The sequence below is a fragment of the Vreelandella sp. V005 genome (assembly GCF_052645115.1).
In genome coordinates this window covers 17,373-43,135 of record NZ_JBQXYA010000001.1, presented here as the reverse complement: position 1 = coordinate 43,135, position 25,763 = coordinate 17,373, and the positions used below count along the sequence as shown (strand labels likewise).

The window sequence follows — 25,763 nt, the reverse complement described above, 5'->3', positions numbered from 1 at the left end:
GGCTGACCAAGGGTTACCGAAAAGGAGAGAATCATGGCGGTGGGAAACACTCCCTTCCCAGAGTTGACACCCTTGCAAGGGGTGCGCCTTGGGGGGGCAATGGCGGGTATCAAAAAGCCGGGTCGTCGTGATGTGGTGGTCATTGAGCTGCCCGAGACAGCGACGGTCTCGGGGGTGTTTACACGCAATGCCTTTTGCGCAGCGCCGGTAATCGTGGCCAAACAGCACCTTGAGCAGTGTCGTGCAGAAAACCGTTCGCCACGCTACTGGCTGATCAATACCGGTAACGCCAATGCAGGCACTGGCGAGAAAGGCTTGCGCGATGCGCGGGCTAGCTGTGCGGAGCTTGCCAAGCAGGCTGGGGTTACCGCTGAAGAGGTATTGCCGTTCTCAACCGGCGTGATTGGTGAGCCGCTGCCGATGGAGCGCTTATTGTCTGGTTTCGCACCTGCCCTTAAGGATCTCGCCAACGACAGTGCTGCTTGGCAACACGCCGGGCAGGGCATTTTGACGACCGACACGCGGGCTAAAGGTGCCACTGTGACGGTGGATATTGGCGGTCAACAGGTCACTATTAACGGCATCGCGAAAGGGTCGGGCATGATCAAACCCAATATGGCGACCATGCTGGGCTTTGTAGTGACTGATGCAACTATCGAAGCACCGCTGCTGGATCGGCTACTGCGTGAAACCGTCGATCGCTCGTTTAACTGCATCACGGTGGATAGCGATACCTCTACCAATGACGCTTGTATGTTGGCAGCGACCGGTACAGGTCCTCACATTACCGATGATGAACAGACTGCCGTTTTCAGCAACGCCTTGCAACGGGTAATGACTGAGCTGGCGCAGGCGATTATTCGCGACGGCGAGGGCGCAACCAAATTCGTTACCCTTCAGGTCGACGAAGCTAAAAGTCGTCAAGAGGCGCTTGATGTGGCCTTTACTGTTGCGCACTCCCCGCTAGTGAAAACAGCACTTTATGCTTCAGATGCTAATTGGGGGCGTATTTTGGCCGCGGTAGGACGTGCGCCTGTGGATGACTTTGACGTCAATCGTGTGGTGATTGATCTCGGGGGGGTGCGGCTAGTCGAGCAGGGTGGACGTGCAGCAGGCTACACCGAGGCAGCGGGAAGCGCTGTGATGGCGCAGCCGGAAATCACTATTCGCATTAACTTGGGGCGCGGCGAAGAGAGTGCCACCGTGTGGACTTCTGACCTCTCCCATGACTATGTGACTATCAACGCGGATTACCGAAGCTAGTAAACTGCCTCGGGTTTAGGGCAGTGAACATGATAGAAGGCAAACGCAGCGAGATAGCACCGATGTCACTGAATGGGTGCGCGCAGTGGATCAAGACGTAACGAGTAAATGAGTATATGAGCATAAAGGTAAAACGTAGGGTTCACGTCGCGGCAGCTGCGATTATCAGCGCCGACCAACAGCAAGTTCTGATCGCCCGCCGACCCTCGAACGTCGATCATGGCGGGCTATGGGAATTCCCAGGGGGCAAGCTGGCGCCTTATGAAACCGGGCTTGAGGGGCTGAAACGCGAGCTGCACGAGGAGCTGGGCGTTGAAATCCTCTCTGCTCAGCCGTTGATTCGAGTGCACCATGAGTATCCAGACAAGCATATTCTGCTGGATGTATGGCAAGTGCATGAGTTCGCTGGCGAGCCTTTTGGCCGTGAAGGCCAAGCGGTACGCTGGGTGCCTATGAACGAGCTCTCCAACTACCCCTTCCCAGCAGCCAATTTGCCGATTCTACGCGCGGTAAGGCTTCCTACCGAGTATTTGATTACCGGAGAAGAGGCCGACGAAGCGCGTTTCGATGCCTATTTGGAGCGGGCATTGAACGAAGACAAGATTCGGCTTGTGCAACTGCGCGCCAAGCAGTTGGACGAAGCGGCTTATCTTGCCCGAGCTCAGCGTGCCTTGAGCCTCTGCCATGCGCATGGTGCGCGGCTGCTGCTGAATGGTGAGCCCAGCTTGCTAGACCACATCGACGCGGATGGCATTCATTTGACCAGCGAGCGTTTAATGCAGCTTGAGCGTCGGCCGATTGCTGAAAGCAAGTGGCTTTCCGCATCGACCCATAACCAAAAGCAGCTGACTCAGGCGGCGGTATTAGGTTGCGACTTCGTGAGTTTGTCACCACTGCGCACCACACCCTCTCATCCTGAGGTCGCGCCGCTCGGCTGGCATGATTTCCAGCAGATGGTTGAGCGCGCCGGTATGCCGGTGTTTGCATTGGGGGGTATGACGCGATTTGATGCCAATCACGCGCGGGCAGTGGGGGCACAGGGCATCGCGTCTATTCGTGATTTCTGGAAGTAACCCGCCCATCCAAACGCATAAAATGAGCGCTTTGCTGTAAAAACGCCTGCCTGGGTATTGACCCCTGGCAGGCTTTTTTTTGTTAAAGCCTCTGGTTAGCGTGATGAGTGCAATCGTTAATCACGCTTCTTAATAACGGTTTCTTAATCGCGGTAGCGGCGAGTGAGATCCCCATAGGCGTCAATACGACGATCCCGCAGGTAAGGCCAGATCCGGCGGGTGTTTTCACTGCGTGCCATATCCAACTGAACGACTAACTGCTCACTCGCTTCGCCAGCATGAGCGAGTAACTCTCCCTGCGGCCCGCAAATAAAGCTCCCGCCCCAAAATTGAATCCCGTCACCCACACCGGAGTGATCCGCTTCAAAGCCTACTCGGTTAGCGACTAGAACGGGCAAACCGTTGGCGACGCCGTGGGCGCGCTGAATGACAGTCCAGGCATCTTTCTGGCGCGTTTTTTCCGCCGTCTCATCGTTAGGATCCCAGCCAATGGCAGTGGGGTAAAGCAGCAGGTCCGCGCCTGCCAGGGCCATTAAGCGGGCAGCTTCCGGATACCATTGATCCCAGCAGACCAAGACGCCAAGACGGCCGACCGAGGTTTCAATCGGGGTAAAGCCTTCTCCTCGGGCGCTGTCATGGTCGCCAGGGGTAAAATAAAACTTCTCGTAAAACCCAGGGTCATCGGGAATATGCATCTTACGGTACTGGCCAACGCGTCCTTTGTGGCGGTCGTATACCACAGCCGTGTTGTGGTAAAGCCCCGGTGCACGGCGCTCGAACAGTGATCCGACTAAGACGATGTCCAGCTCTTCCGCAAGCGCTGCAAGCCGCTGACCGGTAGGGCCGTCTAGCGGTTCTGCTAGATCAAACAACGCAGGATCTTCAAACTGGCAGAAGTAGTGCGTGGCGTGCAGCTCTTGAAGCAGCACCAACTGGGCGCCTTGCTCAACGGCGTTGCGGATACCTTCTTCGCTGGCTGACAGGCTTTTGGCTTTATCCGGCCAAGCGGATTGCTGCACTACAGCGACGGCTAGTGACGAGCTTACTTTCATCGGCATTATGGCTCCTTTATTCAGTCAGTATCGGCTAAGCGTTGGGCAATGCGTCTCAGGCAAGCGTGTCACGGGCAAGCGTGCCTTGGGGAAGCTGCATGGTTAAACAGTGCAGGCTGCCATGCTGGCGAATGACGCTAACGCACTCAATCGGAATTAGCGCGTGCTCAGGAAACGCATCGGCGAGCGCGTGCAGCGCAGTGACATCCGCGGGATCGCCGTAAGTGGGCACCAGAACCGCCTGGTTGATGATCAAAAAATTGGCATAGGTGGCGGGCAGACGATGGCCGTCTTCAGGGTCGAAGCAAGACTGTGGCCACGGAAGCGCGATCAGTCGGTAAGGTTCACCATTGCGTTGTCGGAAGGACTGCAATTCTTGTTCCATCGCCGCCAGCGCTAAATAGTGTGGGTCACTAGGGTCATCGCAGCGTACATAGGCGATGGTCGATGGGTCGCAAAAGCGGGCAAGAGTATCGACATGGCTGTCGGTATCGTCGCCCTCTAAGTGGCCGTTGGCTAACCACAAAACGCGATCAACACCAAAATCTTGAGCGAGCTGGGCTTCAACATCGGCACGCGACAGAGTTGGGTTGCGGTTGGGGTTGAGCAGACAGGCTTCGGTGGTCAGTAGGGTACCTTCCCCATCGGTTTCAATACCGCCGCCTTCCAGCACCATACTCCGTGCCGTTACCGGGCAGTCCCACATGCCTGCGTCGGCAAGCCATTGGGTGAGCCTGTTATCCCGCTCGGCGGGGAATTTGCCGCCCCAGCCGGTGAAGGTGTAATCAAGCATCATCAGGTGGCCCTGTTCATCGATAACACTGATCGGCCCATGGTCTCGCGCCCAGGTATCATCGGTGGGTGCGACAATAAGCTGCAGCCGAGAGGCAGGTACGCCGTAAGCGTCGAAGGTGGCCGCCAAACGCTGTTGCGTGGATGGATCGGGCACGCAGATCAACACACTCTGAAAACGGGTGGTCGCGATCACAATACGTTCTAGGGTGGCTTCGATGCGTTCAAGTAAAGGCGCCCAATCGCCCTCAGGGCGTGGCCAGGTCAACTGTATCCCGTCTTGTGGATACCATTCGGGGAGCAAACGATAGGTCATAGTCGCCAATGTCATGTCGGACGTTGATAGTCATTAAACCGATGTAATGCGCGGGTGAGTGAGCCGCGTCGCGGTCAAGAGTAAATCGGCGCAATGTAGGCGGTGGTGAGGCAAGATGCAAGCGCAACCTATTTAATCTGAACGCTCGTCATGGTGTTCGCTCTAATGGCCGTTCGAACATGCAGCGGGACTAAAAAAACCGTACCATGAGCGCTTATTAATAAGGAATGACGCCATGCTTGATCGTTTGCCTTTTCTGGTGGGGCTGCGCTACGTGCGCGCTAAACGCCGGAACCACTTTATTTCGTTTATTTCACTTACCTCTATGTTGGGGTTAATGCTGGGGGTTGCCGTACTTATTCTGGTGTTATCGGTGATGAACGGCTTTGACCACGAACTGCGTACGCGCATTCTAGGTATGGTGCCACACGCCAAAATTGAGTCCCGTGAGGGGATGGTCGAATGGGAATCGCTGGCCGAAGAATTAATGCAGCGAGAGCGCGTGATTGGTGCAGCGCCTTTTGTCGAACAGCAGGGCATGTTTTCGGTGGGTGGCCGTAATCAGGGAGCGATGGTCAATGGCATCAATCCTGATTGGGAAGATCGCGTCTCCATCATCGGCGAACATATGATCGAAGGCGCATTGTCTGATTTGGTTCCCGGTGAGTGGAACGTAGTGCTGGGATCAATGCTCGCGCGCAGTCTTGGCGTTGGCGTGGGTGATCGAGTTACGCTTTTGGTACCCGAGGCGTCAATTACCCCAGCCGGGGTATTCCCCCGGTTAAAGCGCTTCACCGTGAGCGGTATTTTTAGTGTCGGTGCTGATTTAGATGCTAACTTGGCCTACGCCAACATTGAAGATATGCAGACGCTTGCTCGTTTGGGCGACGCCATTGGCGGGCTTCGGCTTCAGCTTGATGATCTGTTTGCTGCGAGCAGTGAAACGCAGGCCATCATCAATGAGCTCGGCCCCGCATACCGGGGCAGTGACTGGACGTTCTCCCACGGCAATTTGTTCCAAGCAATACAGATGGAAAAGCGCATGATTGCGCTGCTTTTAACCGTCATTATCGCCGTGGCCGCGTTTAATATCGTCTCTACGCTGGTCATGGTGGTAACGGACAAACGCGCCGATATCGCCATTCTACGTACCATCGGCGCCACGCCGAGTTCCATCATGGGCATTTTTATTGTTCAGGGGCTGGCGATTGGTCTGATTGGTATTGCCATTGGTGTCGCGGTGGGCGTACTGCTGGCTCTCACCATTGCTGACTTGATTGGCTGGGTCGAAGGCACGTTAGGCATTCAGTTTTTGGATGCTGGCGTTTACTTTATTAGCGATCTGCCTTCTCGCCTCCAGTGGAGCGATGTGAGTCGTATTGTATTGGCCGCCTTTGGACTGACCTTCCTGTCCACGCTCTACCCGGCTTGGCGTGCGGCGCGGGTTCAGCCAGCGGATGTATTGCGCTATGAATAATGGCTTCAGGAATAAGGATGACATGATGTCTATCAATACGATGTCGGCCCCTACGCAGCAAGACGCCGCCATCATGCTCGATTGCCAAACGTTGAGCCGAGTTTACAGCGAAGGGCCCCAGGATCTAACGGTACTCGATCAGCTCAATTTGCAGGTGCGCGCTGGTGAACGGGTTGCCATCGTGGGTAGCTCCGGCTCTGGTAAAACCACACTATTGAATTTGCTCGGTGGCCTTGATCGCCCCAGCGAAGGCAGCGTAGTGATTGCCGAACAGCCGCTATCGGGCTTGAACGAAGCGGCGCTGGGCCGCTTTCGTAACCGTTACATTGGATTTGTATACCAATTCCATCACCTGCTGGCAGAGTTTACGGCGCTCGAAAATGCGGCGTTGCCGTTAATCATTCGCGGGCAGTCGAAAAAGGCGGCCGAGCAGCGGGCGATGCAGATACTGGCGCGAGTAGGTATGCAGCCGCGGGCGGATCACAAACCGGGTGAGCTCTCAGGCGGAGAGCGTCAACGCGTGGCGATTGCCCGAGCGCTGGTTACCGATCCAAGCTTGATGTTAATGGATGAGCCCACCGGCAATCTCGATCAGACCACAGCAGCCACCATTTTGGCGCTGATGGACGAACTGGCCAAAGAGAGCGCCTGTGCCTTTGTCATTGTGACGCACGATGTAGGCCTTGCCGCTCATCAAGACCGTGTGTTGAAGCTAGAAGCAGGGAAATTGGTTGAGCAGCCCTCGGTTGAGCAACTCAGCGCGCGTTAATGATCGCACTTGAGCAATACGCTCAATCATCGAACTCTGCTTCAATTTGTGCGCGCCGCTGCCGACGTTTTTGGCGGCGGCGTTTCCAGTTATGGGAGACGTGCCAGCGCCAGATCAAGCGAATACCGATATTGACGACGATCGCCAATATAATCGCTGTCACCAGCGAGCCAACGATAAGAGGCGGCATGATGTCGTGCATCTGTTCGGCAATCCAGCGCGTGGAGATACGGGAAGGGGCTTCTCGAACGGGCGCCCCCAGTATGAACGTGCCGATCCAGTAATTGCCGTAAAATACCAGCGGCATGGTTAATGGGTTGGTGATCCATACCAAGCCGACTGAAAGCGCTAGATTACAGCGCGTTAAACGAGCACCCAGGGCGGCGACCACCATCTGAAAAGGGATGGGTAGCATGGCGCAAAACACGCCCACGCTAAACGCATTGGCAACGCTTCGGCGAGTGAGAAGCCACAAACCCGGGTCTGCGATCAGCGGCGCCATAAAGCGAAGTGAGCGCTGTTTTCTGATGGTGTCGGGTTTGGGCATGTAGCGCTGCAGGAACCTGCGCGGCATGACGGATACTCTTACCTATCGATGCTGCCCATTATCCATATAGCATTGCCCTTCGGCTATGCTAGCCCATCAATGAACATTCGCCAGGGAGGGTCTATGCGGTTAGGTAGCGCAATACCCGCCGCACTGGCAGCGCTTTTGGGGGCGGTGTTGGCGTGGTTTGGCCATGCTGTCGGCATCCCTTCAAGTACGTTTTGGTGGATACTGGTCGCAGCGTTACTGGTAACGGTGTGGCGGCCACGCTTGTTCGCCGGGTTGCTGATTGGTCTTTGGGTGTTCACTGGCGTTCAGGATGAATGGGCGAGTCGTTTGCCGGCAGGGTTGAGTGGCGAGGATGTTAGCGTTGATGCCACCGTGCTAACCGCTCAGCCGATGGGAGATGCCACGCGATTGATGCTGAGCATTGATAGCTGCCAGCGCCCAGCCCAACGGCCACGTTGTTCGGCGGTCAGCAAGGTGCGGGTAACGGCTTATAGCGATGAAACCTTTTATCCTGGCGAGCAGTGGCGGATGACGTTGCGGCTGCGTCCACCCAGTGGTTTTGCCAATCCCGGCACGTTTGACTATGAGCAGTGGCTGTGGCGCGAAGGCATTCACGCCACGGGCTATCTGCGTCAAGACCCTGCGCCGCGTCGGCTAGCAGAAGCCGGGCCATCGCTGCGCCAGTTAGGGTTGAAATTTATCGCCCGACAATCGCTTGATGACCGTACGAAGCGCTGGCTAGCGGCGCTGACGTTGGGTGATAGCGGGCAGCTTACGCAAGACGACTGGTCACTATTGAATGCAACGGGCACGACGCACCTGGTCGTTATTTCAGGCCTGCACGTTGGTTTGGTGGCGTCGTTTGTATTGATGCTGGCCAAGTTAGCGGCTCGTTTGACCATGCCCACCAACTGGCGTATGCGTGCTTGGCCATGGTGGGTAGCCGCGGCGGCCTGCATGAGTTACGCCGCGCTTGCCGGTATGGCACCGCCCGCCATGCGCGCCATGGTAATGACGTTGATTGGCCTGTGGGTGCTCAGTGGTCGGCATGCCCCCAGCCCTTGGCAAGGATGGTGGTTGGCCATGGCGATGGTGCTGATCGTTGATCCGTTGGCGTTATGGCGACCCGGCATGTGGTTGTCTTTTATCGCCGTGGCATGGTTGATCATAATTTGGCAGGGGCGGCGGCGCCCACGTGGAATTAAAGGCTGGTGTTGGGCGCTGGCAAGGTCACAGCTGTTGCTGGCACCGTTAATGGCTGACGCCGTGCTGGTCGCTTTTGGTCGCATAGCGCCCGCCGCGCCGTTAATTAACCTAGTAGCCGTCCCGTGGGTAAGTTCTGTCATGGTACCCACGGCATTGCTGGGTTGGTTGCTATCGCTGGTGCCTTTTCTCGGTCAAGCGATGTGGAGCTTGTTTGAGGTTGCACTCACCGTTTTTCATACTTTTTTGGCACTCTCCGTTCAGCATTGGCCGCTGTGGGAACCTGATCGCCCCTTAACCTATCCACTGGCCTTGGCGCTGTTGTTACTGTCACTCTGCTGGGGATTGCCTGCAGTGCTGCCGGGTATCCGGCTAGCCTCCACGGCACTGGTCGTGGCGCTGCCCTGGTGGTCGCTATCATCAATGGCTCCCCAACAGGGGCTTCGAGTGACCGTGCATGATGTGGGGCAGGGGCAATTAATCGAGCTGCGAAGCAAGCACTATCGGCTACTTTACGACACCGGTCCGCGTTTTCGCGGCGGTTTTATGCCGCTGGAGTCGCTGTGGTCGCCAGGGCAACGCTTTGACCAAGTGATCGTCAGTCATTCGGATAATGACCATGCGGGCGGTATTAATGCGTTATTAACGGCGCATCATGTTAATAAATGGACCGCTCCTGCTGGTGAGACGCTGCCAATAGCGAGTCGGACATGCCAACAGGGGCAGTCATGGCAGCGCGATGGCGTTGATTACCGCTTTTTATGGCCGCCAGCGGGTGCCAATGAACTATCGCCTAATGACCGTTCCTGTGTATTGGAAGTGAGCGTGGGCGAGCATCGGCTTCTCATCACCGGCGATGTCAGTACCGAAATAGAGCGACGGTTTTTGCTTGAAGTGGCGACGCCTGTCGCGTTCCTTGTGGCGGGGCATCACGGCAGTAGCACTAGTTCGGGGGTGCAGTTCGTGCGGCATACTGCCCCCAAACACGTGGTGTTTAGCGCCGGTCGTCATAACGCTTTCCAACATCCGGTGGATAACGTCGTGCGCCGTTTTCATCAACAGGGGAGCTGTTTGTGGAGTACCGCACAGGACGGTGCGCTGCGTTTCTGGCTTGAAGCAGCGCATCCCATTGAGGTAAGAACGACCCGACCACTGCCAGGTCGACGCAATCGGTGTTGAAGCGCGGCACCATCAGGTAGAATTCATGGCATTGCACACTATTGCTAGGAGCGCGTGTGACTGATTCAGGTTGGGGTGTTTACAAGCGGTTATTGGGCTATGTGAAGCCGCACTGGCGTGCGTTTGCACTGGCAGTGGTGGGGTTTGTCGTGTATGCCGCGTCTAGCACTGCGCTGGCGGAGATGATGAAACGCTTGATTGATGGCATTCAAAACCCGGACGCGGCCTTCCGGTTCTTTTTGCCACTGTTTGTCATTATTATGTTTTCAGCCAGAGGACTGGGTACTTTTTTAAGCACCTATTTTATGGCGTATGTGGGGCGCTACGTGATTCATACGCTGCGCTGCGATGTTTTTGCCCATCTGCTTCATCTGCCCGGCCGTTTTTTTGACCACCACTCCAGCGGTCAACTGGTATCACGGGTGACCTATCACGTTGAGCAGGTTGCCGGCGCTGCCACTAAGGCTGTGACGATTATTTTGCGTGAGGGCCTATTTGTCATTGGCCTGGTTCTCTATCTCCTCTGGACCAACTGGATGCTAACCCTGCTGTTTTTGGGTGTTACCCCAATTATCGCCGTGGTGGTGAGTTACGTGAGTAAGCGGTTTAGGCGCATATCCAAGCGCATTCAGCACTCCATGGGCGATGTTACCCATATTGCCTCGGAGGCACTTTCCGGTTACCGCGTCGTGCGTACGCATGGCGCTGAAGCCTATGAAAAGCAGCGCTTTGAGCGAGTGAGTGAAGAGAACCGTCGGCAAAGCATGAAAGAGGCCATGACAAGAGCGGTTAGCTCGCCGGTGATTTTGATGCTGGTCGCGATCTCAATGGCGCTACTGGTATGGCTGGCCATGGCACCCTCCCTAATGGCAAACATGACGCCGGGCGAGTTCGTGGCCTTTATTACCGCGGCGGCGCTGATGATCAAGCCCGTACGCCAATTGACCGAGATTAACGGTGAAATTCAGAAGGGGTTGGCGGCAGCAACAGAGCTTTTTGGCCTATTGGATATGACGCCTGAGCAGGATAATGGCAAGCGCATTGCCAGTCGTTTAAGCGGTGAAGTGGTGATCGATAAGGTTAGTTTCCGCTATGCCGACGAACAGCCCGACGTGCTGCATGATATTAACTTGCGCTTGGCGCCGGGTGAGCTGGTGGCAATAGTGGGCCGTTCGGGGAGTGGGAAGTCGACGCTGGTGAGCTTGCTGCCGCGTTTCTACCGGCCTAGCCAAGGCAGCATTACCATCGATGGCATTAATATTGATGAGTACGCACTTGGGCCACTGCGCCAACAGATTGCCTTGGTCTCTCAGCAAGTGACGCTATTTAATGCCTCTATTGCCGACAACATCGCCTATGGAGTCGCTAATCCAGACCCTCAGGCCATTCAAGCGGCAGCTGAAGCAGCTTACGCTCACGAGTTTATCGATAAACTACCCAATGGCTATGCGACCACGGTCGGCGAAAACGGCGTTATGCTCTCGGGTGGCCAGCGCCAGCGTCTGGCGATTGCTCGGGCCATCTTTAAAGACGCGCCGCTGTTGGTGCTGGATGAAGCCACCTCGGCGCTGGACACCGAATCAGAGCGGTATATTCAAAAAGCCCTGGAGCGCGTCTGCGAAGGGCGTACCACGCTGGTGATTGCCCACCGCCTGTCGACTATCGAACGCGCTGACCGCATCATTGTGATGGATCAAGGGCGCATTATTGAAGAGGGCACACACCAGGCGTTGTTGGATGCGGACGGTGCTTATGCGGCGCTGCATCAACTGCAATTTCAAGAAGCCTCATGACCCTGGCTAAAAAAGCATATAAAGCTAGGCCGCTGGCCGAGCGTTGGTTGCAAGGCGCTTATCAGGGCAGCTATTGGCTGTGGCCGCTCAAGCCCTTAGGCTCGCTTTATCAGTGGGCCATGGCTCGCCGTGAGCGGGCCTACCAGCGCGGTGAAAAGAGCGCCTGGAAGGCACCGGTGCCGGTGATCGTGGTGGGCAACATCACGTTGGGCGGCACCGGGAAGTCACCGCTGGTGGCGTGGCTGGGTCATTGGCTGGTTACGCAGGGCTGGTCGCCAGGAATTGTTACCCGCGGTTACGGCGGCGCGGCGCCGCACTATCCTTTCTTTGTCACGGCGGCCACCCGCGTTTCTGAAAGCGGCGATGAGCCTTTGATGCTGGCGCAGCAAACGGGGTTACCGGTAGTGGCGGACCCTAAGCGTGCACGCGGCGTGCAGGCACTCGTAGCGATGGGGTGCGATATCATCTTGAGCGACGATGGCTTGCAGCACCTGGCATTGAAACGCGATATCGAATTGGTGGTGGTGGATGGTGCCCGTGCTTTAGGCAATGGGCGCTGCTTGCCCGCCGGCCCGCTGCGCGAATCGTCCAGTCGATTAAAGCGCGTCGATGCGGTGATTGTTAACGGTGAGCCACTGCAATCCCTTCCCATCAATACATTTACTTGCATGCAGTTAGCACCGCGTTGCTGGCGCCGCTTAGAAGATGGCGTTCGATTTCCGCTAGCGCCGCTGCCCTTTACGCTGCCGGTGCACGCCGTGGCGGGCATTGGCAATCCCGAACGTTTTTTTCGCACGCTGGCTGGCTTGGGCGTTGAGGGTGAATATCACCCCTTAGCCGATCATCAGCATTATCAGGATGATGCGTTAAACTTTAAAGAGGTCCGCCCGGTCGTCATGACTGCCAAGGATGCCGTTAAATGTAACGCCCTGGCGCCACCGGATAGTTGGGTACTAGAGGTGGAAGCGACCCTTCCATCTGACTTTGAACACTGGCTGGCAGCGCGGCTGTCGGCACTTTCCTAAAGGAGTCATCGCATGGATAAGGAACTGCTGGCAATGCTGGTCTGCCCATTGTGTAACGGCAAGCTAAAATACGATCGCGAGGCCCAGGAGCTGCGCTGTCATTACGATGGTCTGGCCTATCCCATTCAAGAAGGGATCCCGGTGATGCTGCCTGAGGCAGCCCGTGCCATGGATGCCGATGAGAAGCTGCCTACGTCTCCGGGGCGCTCTGCAGGCAGCGCTTCAGGATCTTCAGGAGGCGTTTAATGGCTTCAGCTGACTTTGCCATGCCTGAATTTACGGTGGTAGTCCCTGCACGCTATGGCTCCACCCGCTTACCCGGCAAGCCGCTTTTAGAGATTGCCGGTGAACCAATGGTCGCCCACGTTTGGCGCCGCGCTTGCCTAAGCCATGCCAGCCGAGTAGTGGTTGCCACTGATGATAGCCGCATTCGCGAGGCTATGTTGCCCTATGGTGCTGAGGTAATCATGACGCGTGCTGATCATCCTTCGGGTACTGACCGCCTCGCCGAAGTGGCTGATATTTTAGCGTTAACGGATGATGCACTGCTGGTAAATGTGCAGGGTGACGAGCCGCTGATTCCGCCCGCGTTGATTGATCAGGTCGCCCTTCGATTAGCTGATGACCCCGAGGCGTCGATAGCCACGCTGGCAGAGCCCATCAACGATGTCGACACGCTGTTTAATCCCAATGTGGTAAAAGTGGTGCGGACCTTGCAGGGGAGAGCACTCTACTTTTCACGTGCGCCCATTCCCTGGGATCGGGAGCATTTCAAGCAGGCGCCCACGCTGCTAGCTACCGATGCGTGGCTGCGCCATATCGGGCTATACGCTTATCGGGCGGGCTTTCTGGCGGCTTATCAGGATTGGCCAGCCTCTAGCCTTGAGCAGTTGGAACAGCTCGAGCAACTGCGTGCGTTACAAAATGGCCATGTGATACAGGTCGCCTTAGCCTGTGAGATTAATCCCGCTGGGGTTGATACCGCCGAGGATTTAGAACGCGTGCGTGCGTTGCTTACTCAGCCCGATACTTATGGAGAGCACCCGTGAAAGTGTTATTTGTGTGTCTGGGCAATATTTGTCGCTCGCCCACGGCTGAAGGTGTTTTCCGTCATGCTATTGAGCAAGCAGGCTTAGCCGACGAGGTTGAAATAGACTCGTGTGGCGTGGGCAGTTGGCATGTGGGCAAAGCGCCCGATGCCCGCGCTCAGCAAGCGGCTTTGGGCCGCGGTATCGATTTAAGCGGCCTGCGTGCTCGTCAGTTAACCGAGCGGGATTTTATTGAGTTTGACTATGTACTGGGGATGGATCAGGACAATTTATGCGCCATGCATGAGCTGAAACCCGCCAATAGCCGGGCGCATGTTGGCCTGTTTTTGGATTTTGCCGGCACCCCTGGCGCCGAAGTAGCTGACCCGTATTATGGGGGTGATGAAGGCTTTGAAAACGTTCTTACGATGATAGAAGCCGCCTCAGCAGGGCTGATCCAGCACCTTAAGCGTGAGCGCTAAAGTGGCGGCTTTGCATCTCCAGTCCAACGTCGATTTAACCCTTGCCAATACTCTGCGGCTACCATGTAACGCCGAACACTACGCCGCGCCAAGTACGCTATCAGCCCTGCGCGCCGTGCTCGCCCACGCCCACGCCCAGGGTTGGCCTGTGACGTTGCTAGGCGGGGGGAGCAATGTGCTCCTGCCTGAGCAATTGCCGGGCCTGGTGCTACGGCCAGCGTTAAATCAATGGTGGTTGAACCATGGCCAAGTCGCTCAACAAGGGGATGTGTTTGCGCATGTTGGGGCTGGCGTTAATTGGCATCGCTTTGTCATGGCGACGGCTGCACGACGGTTATGGGGGGTGGAGAACTTGGCGCTGATTCCCGGCAGCTGCGGGGCGGCGCCGGTGCAGAATATTGGCGCCTACGGCGTTGAGCTTGCTGACACGCTGCAAGCTGTGCAGGTGATGGAGCTTGGCACCGGGCACTGTTACTGGTTAAGCGCCCAAGCGTGCGCATTTAGCTACCGTGACAGTATATTTAAAGGCGAGCTGGCTGACAGCGTCGTCATCACTCAACTGGTAATGCGTTTATCTCGTGTGCCAGCGCCCCAACTTCATTATGGTGACCTGGCCGCACGATTATCCGCTACGCCTACGCCGCTTGAGGTGGCTGACGCGGTTTGTGCTATTCGCCGTGAGAAGTTGCCTGACCCTGAGGTGCTGGCCAACGCAGGGAGTTTCTTCAAAAATCCGCTGGTTAGCAATGAGCAGGCCGCCCAGCTATTGCGTTATTATCCTGCGATGCCGCATTTTCCCCAGGGGGAAGGGCAAACCAAACTGGCCGCAGGTTGGTTGATCGATCAGTGCGGTTTAAAAGGCATGCAACAGGGCGCCTTTGGCGTTCACCAGCACCAAGCGTTGGTACTGGTGCATTTTGGCGGCGGTGATCGCCGAGGGTTGATGAAAACGGCCGATTTTATCGTTGCCCAAGTAGAAGAACGCTTTGGCGTCAAATTAGAGCCCGAGCCTCGCGTCGTTAATCCTTAGCATCGTTTCTAGTAGCTCTTTCTAACACTAATAAAATGTGTCCTTTAAAAAGCAAAATCCCCGCTTGAGCGGGGATTTTGCGGTTACCACATACGCCCGATTTTACTCGGAGCGATGCTCTTGCTGTGCCTGTTTACGCTTTTCACGCGGGTCATTGTGCGCCCGGCTACGGCGACGACGGGGTTTGGCGACTTCATTTGAAGGCGCATCGTCCGGCGAGTCGTTGACGTCTGGCTGAGTGGCCGTATCAGCGGTCGCTAGATCATCGGCCTTCTGCCCAATGCGAGGCTCTTCCTCGCTTGGCTTATTTTCGCTGCTGGCGGTTTCATGACTGGATAGCTCATCAACCAAAGAGGCAGCGGTGGCAGGCTCAGAAGCGCTTGGTGTAGCGGCCTCGTCGATAGTAGCTGCCGGATCGACAACGTTGGCTGCAGGCGGTTCAATCGCTTCTGGGGCGACTGGTTCACTAGCAAGCGGCTGACTATCGGTCGTTTGCTCCGTCTCAGCAGAGGCCTGGTCGATCGTTGCCGCTTCTGCGCGCTCTTCATCCAGTGTCGGCTTGTGTTCAGGTGCAGCAGGTTGCAGCGCCGGAGTCTCCGCCGAGGTCGCTTCACCAGAAGGGGCTGCCTGTTCATCGTTGCCTGAAGCCGCCGGTTCGCTTGGTTGGCTAACGGCCGTTTCCTGCTCAGCCAGCTCATTTCCAGTCACCAAGTCAGTTCCAGTAACCGAGTCCGTGGCAGGAGCCGAGTCAGAGATAGGCGTTTGCGCTACTTCCGGCGTTGGCTGACGGCGTTGATGCGTCGACTTACGCGCCTTGGCGTTCTCTGCCGCAGGACGTTCAGCGGTCGTGGCGTTGTCCGCTTGGTCGGCCGTTTCAGAAGCGTCGCTGGCTAACAGAGACTCAGGCTGCGTGGCGTCATCAGTGGTCGGTGGCTCGGCAGCCGGTTCGTCTACCACGGGTGCTTTCGCAGCCGTTGGTGCTTCGGCCTTCGGCGCGGCAGGCGCTTCATTCGAAGTTTCAGCGGCTTCTGGCGCTTCATTGACTGCTTGTGCCTGCAGCGTCAGTTGCTCAGCTTCTGCCTGGGGGTTGATCGCCTGAGAGCGCGTGCGGTTACGCGGGTTGTTCCGTGTACGCTTCGGCTTACCGTCATCTTGCTTGGCAGTCTCATCGCGCTGGTTGTCTTGACGCTGCTCTTTCTGTGCACCATTTTTGCTGCTGTTGCTCTCTCTGGTGCGCTCTTTAGAACTATCTTTAGAACTATCCTTAGAGGTTTCTTTTGACGAGCTGTCCTGATTAGCGCCGCTTTTGGATGAGCTGTCTTTAGCCGAGCGGTCAGCCTGAGGCTCGTTGCGTGCCGATTTGTTGGCAGACTCTTGGCCATTGCTATCGTCTTGCTGAGGATGACGACGACGGTTACGGGTGCGGCTAGGGCCACTGCGTTTGTCGTTACTGTCCTCATTGGCAGAACGCGGAGCGGTGTTGCGCTGATCGCTCTTTTGCTCGGTTTTTTGCTCCGATCGAGCACTGTTGTCACTGCGTTCGTTACGGCTGGTGGTTTCGCCGCGTTCGCTGCGTGATGATTTCTGCCGCGATTCACTGCTGCGCTGATTGGTTTTGCGCTCGCTTGGCTTACGGGGTGCGGGCGTTTCTGCCTTCGCTACAGGCGCAGGCTCGGCACTGCTTTCGTCGCTACCTAGTAGCTTGGCGAAACCTCGAATAAAGCGGCCAATAACGCTGGGCTGCTCGCTTGCAGGTGCTTTCGCTGAAGGCGGAAGAGAAGCCGCCGGCGCTTTCTCTTCCGTTTGCAGCGATGCAGGTGCTGGGGCGTTATGAGTGACGCTTTTAACGGCCGCTTCAGCGCGTTGAGCGGGCGGCACGAAACTGGGCGTCGGCTCTTTACCTATTTCAGTATCGGTAGAGAGTTCAAAGCTGGAAAGGCTCTGGGTGTCATCCTCATCCAAATGGTCATCGCGCAGGCGCTGGACATCGTAGTGCGGCGTGTCCATATCAGGGTTGGGCAGCAGCACGACGCGGACATTCTGACGAGACTCTAAATCGGCCAGCACACTGCGTTTTTCATTAAGCAAGTAGGTGGCGACCGGTACCGGCAGAATGGCACGAATTTGCGCGCTGTTCTCTTTCATCGCCTCTTCTTCAATCAGGCGCATGATGGACAGCGAGAGCGAACGCACATCGCGAATGGTGCCTTGACCGTTACAGCGCGGGCAAACCACGCCGCTGGTTTCACCCAGTGACGGGCGCAGGCGTTGACGGGACATTTCCATCAGGCCAAAGCGTGAGATACGGCCAATCTGTACCCGCGCGCGGTCCAACTTGAGGGCATCGCGCATGCGGTTTTCAACTTCGCGCTGGTTGCGCGCGGGCCCCATGTCGATGAAGTCGATCACCACCAAACCGCCAATATCGCGCAGGCGTAGCTGGCGTGCGATCTCATCGGCGGCTTCGGAGTTGGTTTGAAGAGCGGTTTCTTCGATATCGCTGCCGCGGGTAGCACGCGCGGAGTTGATATCGATAGAAACCAGCGCTTCCGTATGATCGATCACGATCGATCCGCCAGAAGGGAGTTTTACTTCACGCTGATAGGCCGTTTCGATTTGCGATTCGATCTGAAAGCGCGAAAAAAGTGGCACTTCGTCAGCGTAAAGTTTGATCTTTTGCTGATACGAGGGCATTACCTGGCGAATAAAGCCGAGCGCTTCGGCGTGAATCTCGGGGCTGTCGATGAGTACTTCGCCAATGTCTTGGCGTAAGTAGTCACGCATAGCGCGAATGATGACATTGGATTCACGGTAAATCAGGAAGGGAGCAGGGCGTTTGGCCGCTTCGGTAGTGATCGATTCCCACACCTGAACCAGATAGTCCAAATCCCACTGTAGCTCTTCCGGGTTGCGGCCAATGCCGGCGGTGCGCACGATCAAGCCCATTTTGTCCGGCACGGTCAGCTGACCCATGGCGTCTTTGAGCTGGCTACGCTCGTCGCCTTCGATACGGCGCGAAATGCCACCCGCGCGCGGGTTGTTGGGCATCAATACCAAAAAGCGGCCCGCCAGGCTAACGAAGGTGGTGAGCGCGGCGCCTTTATTGCCACGCTCCTCCTTGTCGACCTGAACGATGACCTCTTGGCCCTCTTTAAGCACTTCTTTAATACTGGGACGGCCGGAAACGTCTTTTACAAAGTATTCTTTAGAGATTTCTTTGAGCGGCAAAAAGCCGTGGCGATCAGCGCCATAATCGACAAAGGCGGCTTCAAGAGAGGGTTCTACGCGGGTGATTTTGCCGCGATAGATATTGGCTTTCTTCTGTTCTCGAGCGCCGGACTCGATGTCTAAATCGTACAGGCGTTGTCCATCAACTAAGGCGACGCGCAGCTCTTCAGGCTGTGTCGCATTAATAAGCATCCGTTTCATGTTGTCTCGCATAGCGTTGCGTGCCGGCGAACTGCCTATAGGGTGACGTAGGCGAACCGCTGGGTGCTGCGTGCTTGTGCTCGGCGCATTGCAATGCTGACGCGTCAAGCCGGGAAGGCGCATTGCCAACCCGGCCAGTAGGGCGTTGAGTACGTGGCGGAGGCAGGACATATTCCGGTGGTTGTCACTTCCAACCGGCCCTGCTGACACCGCCGACACCTGGCATACATCGATTCACCAACGCCGGCCACCGGCACAGCGTTGAACTTGTCGCCCGGAGCCAGCCAGCGCCTTGTGACGAAAAAGGAGGGGCTGCTCGGGGCGTGGCGTTGTTTCGTTGCTGCCTGCCGTTGAGGGCGAGGCTTACTTTCCTCTGCCAGCATAAAAACGGGCGGCAGAGTTACTGCATTTTTTAAGATCAGATATTAGTGCTGAAAAACGGGCAATGCGTACACTGGTGCCGTTTTGTGTTCAGGCCTGCGTGTTAGTCGGGCAGGCGCATTAACCGAGCTCAGCGTAGACGTCTTCTGCTAACAAATTTAACCAATTAGCTATTTAACTGCTAGTTGCTAGCGTTAGACAAGAAAGCTTTATGCGCTGGGCTGGTGAACGTTTTGGAATATAACAGTAAAGACAACGACCAGCAATTGACGCAATGCCCTTGGGTCTACGCTAGAATGCCGTTTTTAGCTGATGTTAGCGAACTACAGCAGGAGCAAGCGGCAATGTCCGAAGGGCGCGAAGTACAGTGGGTGGATATTGCCCCGGAGCAAGCTGGGCAGCGAATTGATAATTTCCTCATGACGCGGCTCAAAGGAGCGCCAAGGGCGCTGATCTATCGCATCGTGCGGAAAGGCGAAGTGCGCGTTAATAAAAAGCGCGTCAAAGTAGATTACCGTTTGCAGGCGGGCGATTTAGTGCGCGTGCCACCGTTGCGCTTGGCGCCCCGTGAGGCGGTGAAGGATGTGAGCGATAATTTACGCGACCTGCTGGTGGGCAGCGTTATTATGGAAGGCCCTGATTGGATGGTCCTTAACAAGCCTTCGGGCTTGGCGGTGCACGGTGGTAGCGGGGTTAAAATAGGATTGATTGAAGCGCTGCGACAGGTGCGCGATGATTTGAGCTTCCTGGAATTAGTACACCGTCTTGATCGTGATACGTCGGGCTGTTTGTTGCTGGCCAAGTCCCGTGATGCGTTGGTGACACTCAATGAGTCACTGAAAAAGCACGGTATGGATAAGCGCTATCTGGCCTTGGTGAGCGGCCGCTGGCCGGCACGTAAAACGTATGAGAGTGCCCGCTTGGATCGTTTTGATGCGGGCAATGGCGAGCGACGGGTGAGAGTCGACCCCAATGGCAAAGTGTCGCGCACACATTTTTCTGTGGTCGAGACGTTTGAAAAGGTCACCCTGATCGAAGCCGAACCGGTAACGGGGCGGACACATCAAATTCGCGTGCATGCGGCTCATGCTGGCCATGCGTTGCTGGGCGATGATAAATACGCCACCCGTGAGAGCGGTCTACTCACTAAGCAGCTAGGGCTGGGGCGGCTGTTTCTGCATGCTCGTGCATTAACGTTTCCAGAGCCCGGTAATGGGCGACCGGTGACCGTCAAGGCACCGCTGCCCGAGGCGCTGGAAGCAGCCCTTAAGCGTGCTCGTCAATAATCCGCCCTTCAATACGGAGCTGCCATGCAGTATGAGCTAATTATATTTGATTGGGATGGTACCTTGATGGATTCGGTGCCGCGTATTGTCTCCTGTATGCAGGCCGCTGCCCTGGAAGCTGAGTGGGGCGAGCTTTCGAAGGCTGAGGTGGAAGATATTATTGGCTTGGGATTGCCTGAGGCCATCGCCCAGCTATGCCCGGGTATTTTGCCTGCGCAGGCCGAGCGCCTTCGTGAGCGTTACTCGCACCATTTTGTTACCGCGGATGCTACGCCGATGCTGTTTTTTGCCGGGGTGGAGGCACAAATCGGCCGCTTGCGTGGGCGTGAGCAGCAGCGATTGGCGGTAGCGACCGGTAAAAGTCGCCGTGGCCTTGACCGCATTTTTGCTGAGACCAGCAGCGGCGGCTGGTTTCACGCCAGCCGCACCGCCGATGAAACCCGCTCGAAGCCCCATCCGCAAATGCTTTCAGAGCTGTTGGCCGAGTTAGAGGTGCCTGTCGAGCGAGCCGTTATGGTCGGCGATACGGCGTACGACCTTGAAATGGCCCGGGCCATTGGCATGGATCGTGTCGGCGTCACCTACGGCGTACATACGCCGGAGCGTTTGGCGCGCAGTCAGCCCAAGTGGATTGCCCATAGTATCGATGAGCTTTTTGATCGGCTGTCAGGTGAATAGCCAGCGCTTACATAAGGACATTTTATGAGCGACGACCCAAACCGCCCCGGTGGTACTGACGACGGGCATTTTGATGCGACCCATGCGGGTCGTAACCAGGAAGAGGATCGCTGGACACAAGGGCCTGAAGTGCCACCAGCGAAAAGCGCTAGCCAGATGTCGGGTGCGCCAGGCGATGATGCAGAAACACTACGTGAACGCCAGCGGTTAGCGCAGATGGAAATGATGGATCACTGGATCGGTGGGGTTTTAAAGGAACAGCGCCGCAGCCGCCGCTGGAAACTGTTTTTCCGCCTGATGATGCTGGCGATTGTTTTGGTGACGCTGTTTAGCACCTTCTATAGCCTGTTTTGGGATTCACCGGGTGCTGCTGCCCTGGAACAGCGGCATTTGGGTATCGTTGAGGTTAATGGGGTGATCGCCAGTGATTCCCCTGCCAACGCCGAGCGTGTCATTGAAGGTTTGAATCGTGCTTGGGAAGCGGAGAGTGCGGCCGCCGTGGTGCTGCATATTAATAGTCCTGGCGGCAGTCCAGTGCAATCTCAGCGTATCTATGCAGAAATTATGCGTTTACGTGAACAGGGCGATAAGCCGATTATTGCCGTCATCGAAGATATCGGTGCCAGTGGTGCTTATTATATCGCCGCGGCCGCCGATGAGATCGTGGCTTCGCCGGTGAGCCTAGTGGGATCCATTGGTGTCATTTACGCAGGCTTTGGCTTTGAAGAGGCAATAGTCAAGATAGGCGTTGAGCGACGCGTGATGACCGCTGGTGAGAATAAAGCTTTCCTGGATCCGTTCCAGCCGCTGGATGAAGATGCGGAACAGTTTTGGCAGGGCGTGCTAAGCCAAACCCATCGCCAGTTTATTGACGATGTGCGGGCGGGTAGAGGGGAAAGGCTCAGTAACAGTCCCGACATTTTTTCAGGGCTGGTTTGGAGTGGCGAGCAGAGCCTTGAGCTAGGCCTGATTGACCAACTGGGCAGTCTTGAACAATTGTCTCGCGACCAGGTGGGCGACACCCATTGGGTAGATTATACGCCGAGCTTGGATCCGCTTGATCGCTTGACGCGCCGTTTTACCCAGGTCGTCGCTGAAGTGCTGGGCGTCAATGCGCCCAGCAGCCCGCTACGCTATTAATCATAGGCGCTGAGCTAGGTGTGCGCGCCAAGTGGGTCAAGGCCCGCTTGGCGCAACATATCGCAAAGCGCAATCAGCGGTAGCCCAATCAGCGCATTGGGGTCGCGTCCCTCGAGTTTTTCAAACAGCGCAATACCTAAACCTTCCATTCGAAAGCTACCTGCGCTGTCGAGCGGCTGCTCTTTGGCGACATAGTTTTCGATCTCCTGGGCGCTCAAGTGGCGGAAAACCACCTCAAAGGGCTCTACATGCACCTGATGGCGCTGGTGGCGTGTATCCAGTAGCGCCAAACCGGTCAAGAAGGTGACGCGTTGGCCAGAAAATCGCGTTAGATTGGCGCGTGCTTTTTCCGCGGTATGCGGCTTGCCCAAAATGTCGCCTTCAAACACGGCTACCTGATCAGAACCAATAATGCAGTGGTGGGGGAAATGAGTCGCCACGGCATTCGCTTTGCTGAGCGCTAGGCGATGTACTAGTGCGTGAGGCGTTTCATCGCGATGGGGGGTTTCGTCAATATCAGGAGAGTGACACTGGTAAGGAAGTTGTAGGCGGTTCAACAGTTCACGCCGCCCGCGCGAGCTGGATGCCAGTACCAGCTCGGGCATCGACGCATGACTGATCGATGGCTCGGTCGTTGAGGATGAAGTCACAAATGGCTCCTGGCTGGGTGGTCGCACATGTCTTTCGTTGCCTGTGTGCAAAGCTCACGGATGCAACACGAAAGCAATAGAGTGTAGCGAAAGCATCTAAATGTGCCTATGGTGGCGTTGAATGGCCGCCTATATTGATTATTTAAGGCAGAAGGCATGAAGAAATGTACCGACGGCTTTGACACCAGCGGGGGGAGTGCCTATCATTGCGCGCCTATGTTGACCTCACAACTCCCCAGCCGGGTTGAGCCTTATAAGCTTGCAGCCCGCCACGAACGAATCGAAGGCTTGGTAGCGCTTGATAAGCTACCGCGTCTTGCCGAAGAAGCGGGTGTCCAAACCGGCGACTGTCATGTCGTGCTTGAGTTTGGCGTCGATGCTCAAGGCCGTCGTGAAATTCGTGGCCACTTGCAAGCGACGTTGGCGCTTGCCTGCCGACGCTGCCTGGTGCCGCTGCCTCAAGAGGTAAGCAGTGACTTTTTGCTTGGAATGGTCACTGACGAAGCCTTAGCGGCCGAGCTGCCTGCTAGTCATGAACCGGTGCTGGTGGAAAAGGAACAGCTGGATCTTTTGACGGTGGTTGAGGATGAGTTGATCCTTAGCTTGCCTCAGGTGGTCTATCACGACGAAGCCGAATGTCATGTCTCGGCGGAGCAGCTGGTCAGCAAAACTGAAGGCGCGGCGTCAGAAACAACGCCAGCGATGAATCCATTCGCGGTGCTTAGTGTCTTAAAAGGCAAAAAATAAGCACCCTCTACCGTTAATACCTTGGAGTAAACACCCATGGCAGTTCAACAGAACCGTAAAACTCGTTCCAAGCGCGGCATGCGTCGTAGCCACGATGCCCTAACCGCTCCGACGCTGTCTCAGGACAAAGAAACCGGTACGACTCACCTGCGTCACCACGTTTCTCCAGACGGTTTCTACCGTGGTCGTAAAGTGGTTGAGGTATAAGCCTTAATCGCATTACTAAGCGGCTATACGGATTCAGTGCGGTATGCGCCTAGCGATTGATGTGATGGGGGGTGACCAAGGCCCTCAAGCTATTATCGCAGGCGCTGCAAAAGCGGCGGTGGAACACCCCGCGCTTGAGCTGATTTTGTTTGGGCCGCGTCAGCAGATTCTTGCTGAGCTTTCACGCTTGCCGCAGCCACTGGCTGCGGCAACGTCACGTTTGGTGGCGCGTGAAGCGCCCGATAGTATTGCCCCGTCGACCACGGCCGCCTGGGCCTTACGCAAAGGGCACTCCAGCAGTATGGTGCAAATGTTGCGATGCGTCGCTTTGGGCGAGGCGGCAGCTGGCGTAAGCGCGGGCAATACGGCAGCGCTTGTGGCGTTGGCAAGACGCGAGCTGGGTATGGTCGAGGGGATTTCCCGGCCGGCGATCAGTACGGCGATTCCAGTACGCCAAGGGCGTCGCTGTTATCTATTGGATCTTGGCGCCAACGTGGATTCCCCCGCCCATCGATTAGTTGATTTTGCGCTAATGGGGGCGGCCATGGCGCAGTGTATAGACGGCAACGCCATGCCACGGGTCGCGTTGCTTAATGTGGGCGCTGAGGCTACCAAAGGTTGTGTCAGCGTGCGCGAAGCTGATCGTTTGCTGCGCGAGTATGGCAGCCGTTATGGCTTCGATTACCACGGGTACGCCGAAGGTGGCGATCTGTTTACCGGTCAGCTTGACGTCGTGGTATGCGATGGGTTCGTGGGTAACGCGGTCCTTAAGGCAAGCGAAGGCTTGACAAGTATGCTGGTTGAGCGTGTTCAGCTGGCGTTCGAGTCACGCTTCACTGGCCGCCTAGCAAGCCTACTGGCCAAGCCTGTGTTAAAGCGCTTAAAGCAGGAGTTAGACCCTGTACGCTATAACGGGGCTAGTTTGCTAGGGTTGCGCGGTATCGTGGTGAAAAGTCACGGCAGTACCCATGCCGATGGTTTCTACTACGCTATTCAGCGCTCTCTGAAAGAAGTAGAGCATAATTTACCTGCGCGGATCGCAGGTCGTTGGCAGGCGCCATTAAATGAAAAAAGTGGCGCCTGCGAGCCGTGATTAGATAATAAATAGTTTGTTTTTTGCGGGTTTATAGGTGGCATCAGGATGTGCCAATAATCTCGCCTATCGCTCATATGAGCAAATGCCTACAAGTGCAAAGGTGAACGACATGTCTCAACCCCTTGCCCTCATTTTCCCCGGGCAAGGCTCTCAGCAGCTTGGAATGCTGCGAGAGCTGGCCGAGCGCTATAGTGTGGTGGGAACGACATTTGAGGAAGCGTCAGATGCCTTGGGCTACGACTTGTGGAAGGTCGTCCAAGAGGGGCCCGAAGCTGCGCTTAATGCCACTGCGTGCACCCAGCCCGCGCTACTCTCTGCTAGCGTTGCCATTTGGCGCGTCTGGCAGGAGTTAGAAGGGCCGCGCCCCACCCTGATGGCAGGCCATAGTTTGGGGGAGTACAGCGCAATGGTGTGCGCGGGTGTGATGAGTTTTGCCGAAGGCGTAAACTTAGTGCGACTGCGCGGTGACGCCATGCAGGACGCCGTTCCCGCCGGTGAAGGCGGTATGGCGGCGATCCTTGGCTTGGCTGATGACGCGGTAGAAGCTGCCTGCGAAAAAGCCGCCCAGGGCGACGTGGTGTCTGCGGTCAATTATAATTCACCCGGTCAGGTCGTAGTGGCAGGCTCCAAGGAGGCCGTTGAGCGGGCTATCGTTGCCTGCCAAGAAGCGGGCGCCAAGCGTGCCATGGCCCTGCCTGTTTCGGTTCCTTCTCACTGTGCATTGATGCGTCCGGCCGCTGAGCGTCTGGCAGAGGCAATGCAGGCGATCGAACTGCGAACGCCTCGTTATACCGTGATCCAGAACGTGGATGCCCAGGCGCATGCGGATACCGTTACACTGCGCACACGTTTAATCGAACAGCTCTATCAGCCAGTACGCTGGAGCGCCTGCGTTGAAGCAATGGCAAGTCAAGGCGTTGAGGTGTTTATTGAGTGTGGGCCAGGAAAGGTGTTGACCGGCCTCAATAAGCGTATCGTGAAGGGCAGCAAGGGATTAGCGGTCAACGACCCTGATAGCCTGAATGCTGCGCTTGAGCTAGCGCGTGAAACGTTGGCTGATAAAGCGTGACCAAGGGTGGTGTTATTCCGCTATCCTTGCTTGATTATACGG

At 56.4% G+C, this 25,763-nt stretch carries 23 protein-coding genes; 18 read left to right on the top strand and 5 right to left on the bottom strand.

Going from position 1 to position 25,763, the window contains the following annotated elements; genetic code table 11:
* The first annotated feature begins 33 nt into the window (after positions 1-33).
* Together argJ and ACUN8H_RS00190 are read left to right on the top strand one after the other, a co-directional pair.
* Positions 34-1,263, top strand: a complete 1,230-nt coding sequence (gene argJ / locus ACUN8H_RS00195) for a bifunctional glutamate N-acetyltransferase/amino-acid acetyltransferase ArgJ (protein ID WP_445530199.1) — start codon at positions 34-36, stop codon at positions 1,261-1,263.
* 116 nt (positions 1,264-1,379) lie between these two features.
* A complete protein-coding gene (locus ACUN8H_RS00190; RefSeq protein ID WP_445530198.1) occupies positions 1,380-2,336 on the top strand; it encodes a Nudix family hydrolase in 957 nt (318 codons plus the stop codon).
* Positions 2,337-2,479: 143 nt separating this feature from the next.
* Here the strand turns inward: ACUN8H_RS00190 and ACUN8H_RS00185 are convergent, their stop codons facing one another.
* Both ACUN8H_RS00185 and ACUN8H_RS00180 read right to left on the bottom strand, forming a co-directional pair.
* On the bottom strand, positions 2,480-3,394 hold the full coding sequence (locus ACUN8H_RS00185) for a carbon-nitrogen hydrolase (protein ID WP_445530197.1): 915 nt from the start codon (positions 3,392-3,394) through the stop codon (positions 2,480-2,482).
* Between the two features lie 49 nt (positions 3,395-3,443).
* Positions 3,444-4,496, bottom strand: coding sequence for an agmatine deiminase family protein (locus ACUN8H_RS00180; protein ID WP_445530196.1), 1,053 nt, complete (start codon positions 4,494-4,496; stop codon positions 3,444-3,446).
* 235 nt (positions 4,497-4,731) lie between these two features.
* Here ACUN8H_RS00180 and ACUN8H_RS00175 point away from each other — a divergent pair, with 235 nt between their 5' ends.
* Positions 4,732-5,973, top strand: a complete 1,242-nt coding sequence (locus ACUN8H_RS00175; RefSeq protein WP_445530195.1) for a lipoprotein-releasing ABC transporter permease subunit — start codon at positions 4,732-4,734, stop codon at positions 5,971-5,973.
* A 25-nt stretch (positions 5,974-5,998) separates the two neighbouring features.
* Positions 5,999-6,742: an ABC transporter ATP-binding protein gene (locus ACUN8H_RS00170; protein ID WP_445530194.1), complete on the top strand. Its 744-nt coding sequence runs from the start codon at positions 5,999-6,001 to the stop codon at positions 6,740-6,742.
* Positions 6,743-6,764: 22 nt separating this feature from the next.
* On the opposite strand, the gene ACUN8H_RS00165 is transcribed toward ACUN8H_RS00170, so the two are convergent.
* The gene (locus ACUN8H_RS00165; RefSeq protein WP_295708050.1) at positions 6,765-7,316 is read right to left on the bottom strand and encodes a DUF2062 domain-containing protein; all 552 of its coding nucleotides are present in this window, start codon (positions 7,314-7,316) and stop codon (positions 6,765-6,767) included.
* Positions 7,317-7,412: 96 nt separating this feature from the next.
* Here ACUN8H_RS00165 and ACUN8H_RS00160 point away from each other — a divergent pair, with 96 nt between their 5' ends.
* From ACUN8H_RS00160 to murB, 7 genes are read left to right on the top strand one after another with little or no spacing between them, the layout of a single operon-like run.
* The gene (locus ACUN8H_RS00160) at positions 7,413-9,680 is read left to right on the top strand and encodes a DNA internalization-related competence protein ComEC/Rec2 (RefSeq protein ID WP_445530193.1); all 2,268 of its coding nucleotides are present in this window, start codon (positions 7,413-7,415) and stop codon (positions 9,678-9,680) included.
* A 56-nt stretch (positions 9,681-9,736) separates the two neighbouring features.
* A complete protein-coding gene (gene msbA / locus ACUN8H_RS00155) occupies positions 9,737-11,473 on the top strand; it encodes a lipid A export permease/ATP-binding protein MsbA (protein ID WP_445530192.1) in 1,737 nt (578 codons plus the stop codon).
* Positions 11,470-12,498: a tetraacyldisaccharide 4'-kinase gene (gene lpxK, locus ACUN8H_RS00150; RefSeq protein WP_445530191.1), complete on the top strand. Its 1,029-nt coding sequence runs from the start codon at positions 11,470-11,472 to the stop codon at positions 12,496-12,498. Before msbA ends, lpxK begins: the two co-directional genes overlap by 4 nt.
* A gap of 12 nt (positions 12,499-12,510) precedes the next feature.
* Positions 12,511-12,744: a Trm112 family protein gene (locus ACUN8H_RS00145; RefSeq protein ID WP_295708057.1), complete on the top strand. Its 234-nt coding sequence runs from the start codon at positions 12,511-12,513 to the stop codon at positions 12,742-12,744.
* A complete protein-coding gene (kdsB, locus tag ACUN8H_RS00140; protein WP_445530190.1) occupies positions 12,744-13,547 on the top strand; it encodes a 3-deoxy-manno-octulosonate cytidylyltransferase in 804 nt (267 codons plus the stop codon). The genes ACUN8H_RS00145 and kdsB overlap by 1 nt, the downstream gene beginning before the upstream one ends.
* Positions 13,544-14,008, top strand: coding sequence for a low molecular weight protein-tyrosine-phosphatase (locus ACUN8H_RS00135; RefSeq protein WP_445530189.1), 465 nt, complete (start codon positions 13,544-13,546; stop codon positions 14,006-14,008). The genes kdsB and ACUN8H_RS00135 overlap by 4 nt, the downstream gene beginning before the upstream one ends.
* A 10-nt stretch (positions 14,009-14,018) precedes the next feature.
* A complete protein-coding gene (murB, locus tag ACUN8H_RS00130) occupies positions 14,019-15,038 on the top strand; it encodes a UDP-N-acetylmuramate dehydrogenase (protein ID WP_445530188.1) in 1,020 nt (339 codons plus the stop codon).
* Between the two features lie 102 nt (positions 15,039-15,140).
* Here the strand turns inward: murB and rne are convergent, their stop codons facing one another.
* Positions 15,141-18,467: a ribonuclease E gene (gene rne / locus ACUN8H_RS00125; RefSeq protein ID WP_445530187.1), complete on the bottom strand. Its 3,327-nt coding sequence runs from the start codon at positions 18,465-18,467 to the stop codon at positions 15,141-15,143.
* Between the two features lie 725 nt (positions 18,468-19,192).
* Between rne and ACUN8H_RS00120 the strand changes: the two genes are divergently transcribed.
* The 3 genes from ACUN8H_RS00120 to sppA are packed head-to-tail and all read left to right on the top strand — an operon-like array spanning position 19,193 to position 21,952.
* Positions 19,193-20,134 carry an RluA family pseudouridine synthase gene (locus ACUN8H_RS00120; RefSeq protein ID WP_445530186.1) on the top strand — a complete coding sequence of 314 codons (942 nt, stop codon included), beginning with the start codon at positions 19,193-19,195 and terminating at the stop codon, positions 20,132-20,134.
* 24 nt (positions 20,135-20,158) lie between these two features.
* Positions 20,159-20,812, top strand: a complete 654-nt coding sequence (locus ACUN8H_RS00115) for an HAD family hydrolase (protein WP_445530185.1) — start codon at positions 20,159-20,161, stop codon at positions 20,810-20,812.
* Between the two features lie 24 nt (positions 20,813-20,836).
* A complete protein-coding gene (gene sppA / locus ACUN8H_RS00110) occupies positions 20,837-21,952 on the top strand; it encodes a signal peptide peptidase SppA (protein ID WP_445530184.1) in 1,116 nt (371 codons plus the stop codon).
* A gap of 14 nt (positions 21,953-21,966) precedes the next feature.
* Here the strand turns inward: sppA and ACUN8H_RS00105 are convergent, their stop codons facing one another.
* Positions 21,967-22,557 carry a Maf family protein gene (locus ACUN8H_RS00105; RefSeq protein ID WP_445531056.1) on the bottom strand — a complete coding sequence of 197 codons (591 nt, stop codon included), beginning with the start codon at positions 22,555-22,557 and terminating at the stop codon, positions 21,967-21,969.
* 261 nt (positions 22,558-22,818) lie between these two features.
* Here ACUN8H_RS00105 and ACUN8H_RS00100 point away from each other — a divergent pair, with 261 nt between their 5' ends.
* From ACUN8H_RS00100 to fabD, 4 genes are all read left to right on the top strand, one after another.
* On the top strand, positions 22,819-23,349 hold the full coding sequence (locus ACUN8H_RS00100) for a YceD family protein (RefSeq protein WP_445531055.1): 531 nt from the start codon (positions 22,819-22,821) through the stop codon (positions 23,347-23,349).
* Positions 23,350-23,385: 36 nt separating this feature from the next.
* A complete protein-coding gene (gene rpmF, locus ACUN8H_RS00095; protein WP_007114757.1) occupies positions 23,386-23,556 on the top strand; it encodes a 50S ribosomal protein L32 in 171 nt (56 codons plus the stop codon).
* A gap of 43 nt (positions 23,557-23,599) precedes the next feature.
* On the top strand, positions 23,600-24,649 hold the full coding sequence (gene plsX, locus ACUN8H_RS00090) for a phosphate acyltransferase PlsX (RefSeq protein WP_445530183.1): 1,050 nt from the start codon (positions 23,600-23,602) through the stop codon (positions 24,647-24,649).
* A 112-nt stretch (positions 24,650-24,761) separates the two neighbouring features.
* The gene (gene fabD / locus ACUN8H_RS00085) at positions 24,762-25,721 is read left to right on the top strand and encodes an ACP S-malonyltransferase (RefSeq protein ID WP_445530182.1); all 960 of its coding nucleotides are present in this window, start codon (positions 24,762-24,764) and stop codon (positions 25,719-25,721) included.
* The last annotated feature ends 42 nt before the right edge of the window (positions 25,722-25,763 follow it).

What these genes read in the sequence shown, in the direction of transcription:
- argJ (WP_445530199.1), top strand. Translation starts at nt 34, where the DNA reads ATGGCGGTGGGAAACACTCCCTTCCCAGAGTTGACACCCTTGCAAGGG.
- ACUN8H_RS00190 (WP_445530198.1), top strand. Translation starts at nt 1,380, where the DNA reads ATGAGCATAAAGGTAAAACGTAGGGTTCACGTCGCGGCAGCTGCGATT.
- ACUN8H_RS00185 (WP_445530197.1), bottom strand. Translation starts at nt 3,394, where the DNA reads ATGCCGATGAAAGTAAGCTCGTCACTAGCCGTCGCTGTAGTGCAGCAA.
- ACUN8H_RS00180 (WP_445530196.1), bottom strand. Translation starts at nt 4,496, where the DNA reads ATGACCTATCGTTTGCTCCCCGAATGGTATCCACAAGACGGGATACAG.
- ACUN8H_RS00175 (WP_445530195.1), top strand. Translation starts at nt 4,732, where the DNA reads ATGCTTGATCGTTTGCCTTTTCTGGTGGGGCTGCGCTACGTGCGCGCT.
- ACUN8H_RS00170 (WP_445530194.1), top strand. Translation starts at nt 5,999, where the DNA reads ATGTCTATCAATACGATGTCGGCCCCTACGCAGCAAGACGCCGCCATC.
- ACUN8H_RS00165 (WP_295708050.1), bottom strand. Translation starts at nt 7,316, where the DNA reads ATGCCGCGCAGGTTCCTGCAGCGCTACATGCCCAAACCCGACACCATC.
- ACUN8H_RS00160 (WP_445530193.1), top strand. Translation starts at nt 7,413, where the DNA reads ATGCGGTTAGGTAGCGCAATACCCGCCGCACTGGCAGCGCTTTTGGGG.
- lpxK (WP_445530191.1), top strand. Translation starts at nt 11,470, where the DNA reads ATGACCCTGGCTAAAAAAGCATATAAAGCTAGGCCGCTGGCCGAGCGT.
- ACUN8H_RS00145 (WP_295708057.1), top strand. Translation starts at nt 12,511, where the DNA reads ATGGATAAGGAACTGCTGGCAATGCTGGTCTGCCCATTGTGTAACGGC.
- kdsB (WP_445530190.1), top strand. Translation starts at nt 12,744, where the DNA reads ATGGCTTCAGCTGACTTTGCCATGCCTGAATTTACGGTGGTAGTCCCT.
- rne (WP_445530187.1), bottom strand. Translation starts at nt 18,467, where the DNA reads ATGAAACGGATGCTTATTAATGCGACACAGCCTGAAGAGCTGCGCGTC.
- ACUN8H_RS00120 (WP_445530186.1), top strand. Translation starts at nt 19,193, where the DNA reads ATGTCCGAAGGGCGCGAAGTACAGTGGGTGGATATTGCCCCGGAGCAA.
- ACUN8H_RS00115 (WP_445530185.1), top strand. Translation starts at nt 20,159, where the DNA reads ATGCAGTATGAGCTAATTATATTTGATTGGGATGGTACCTTGATGGAT.
- sppA (WP_445530184.1), top strand. Translation starts at nt 20,837, where the DNA reads ATGAGCGACGACCCAAACCGCCCCGGTGGTACTGACGACGGGCATTTT.
- ACUN8H_RS00105 (WP_445531056.1), bottom strand. Translation starts at nt 22,557, where the DNA reads ATGCCCGAGCTGGTACTGGCATCCAGCTCGCGCGGGCGGCGTGAACTG.
- ACUN8H_RS00100 (WP_445531055.1), top strand. Translation starts at nt 22,819, where the DNA reads ATGTTGACCTCACAACTCCCCAGCCGGGTTGAGCCTTATAAGCTTGCA.
- rpmF (WP_007114757.1), top strand. Translation starts at nt 23,386, where the DNA reads ATGGCAGTTCAACAGAACCGTAAAACTCGTTCCAAGCGCGGCATGCGT.
- plsX (WP_445530183.1), top strand. Translation starts at nt 23,600, where the DNA reads ATGCGCCTAGCGATTGATGTGATGGGGGGTGACCAAGGCCCTCAAGCT.
- fabD (WP_445530182.1), top strand. Translation starts at nt 24,762, where the DNA reads ATGTCTCAACCCCTTGCCCTCATTTTCCCCGGGCAAGGCTCTCAGCAG.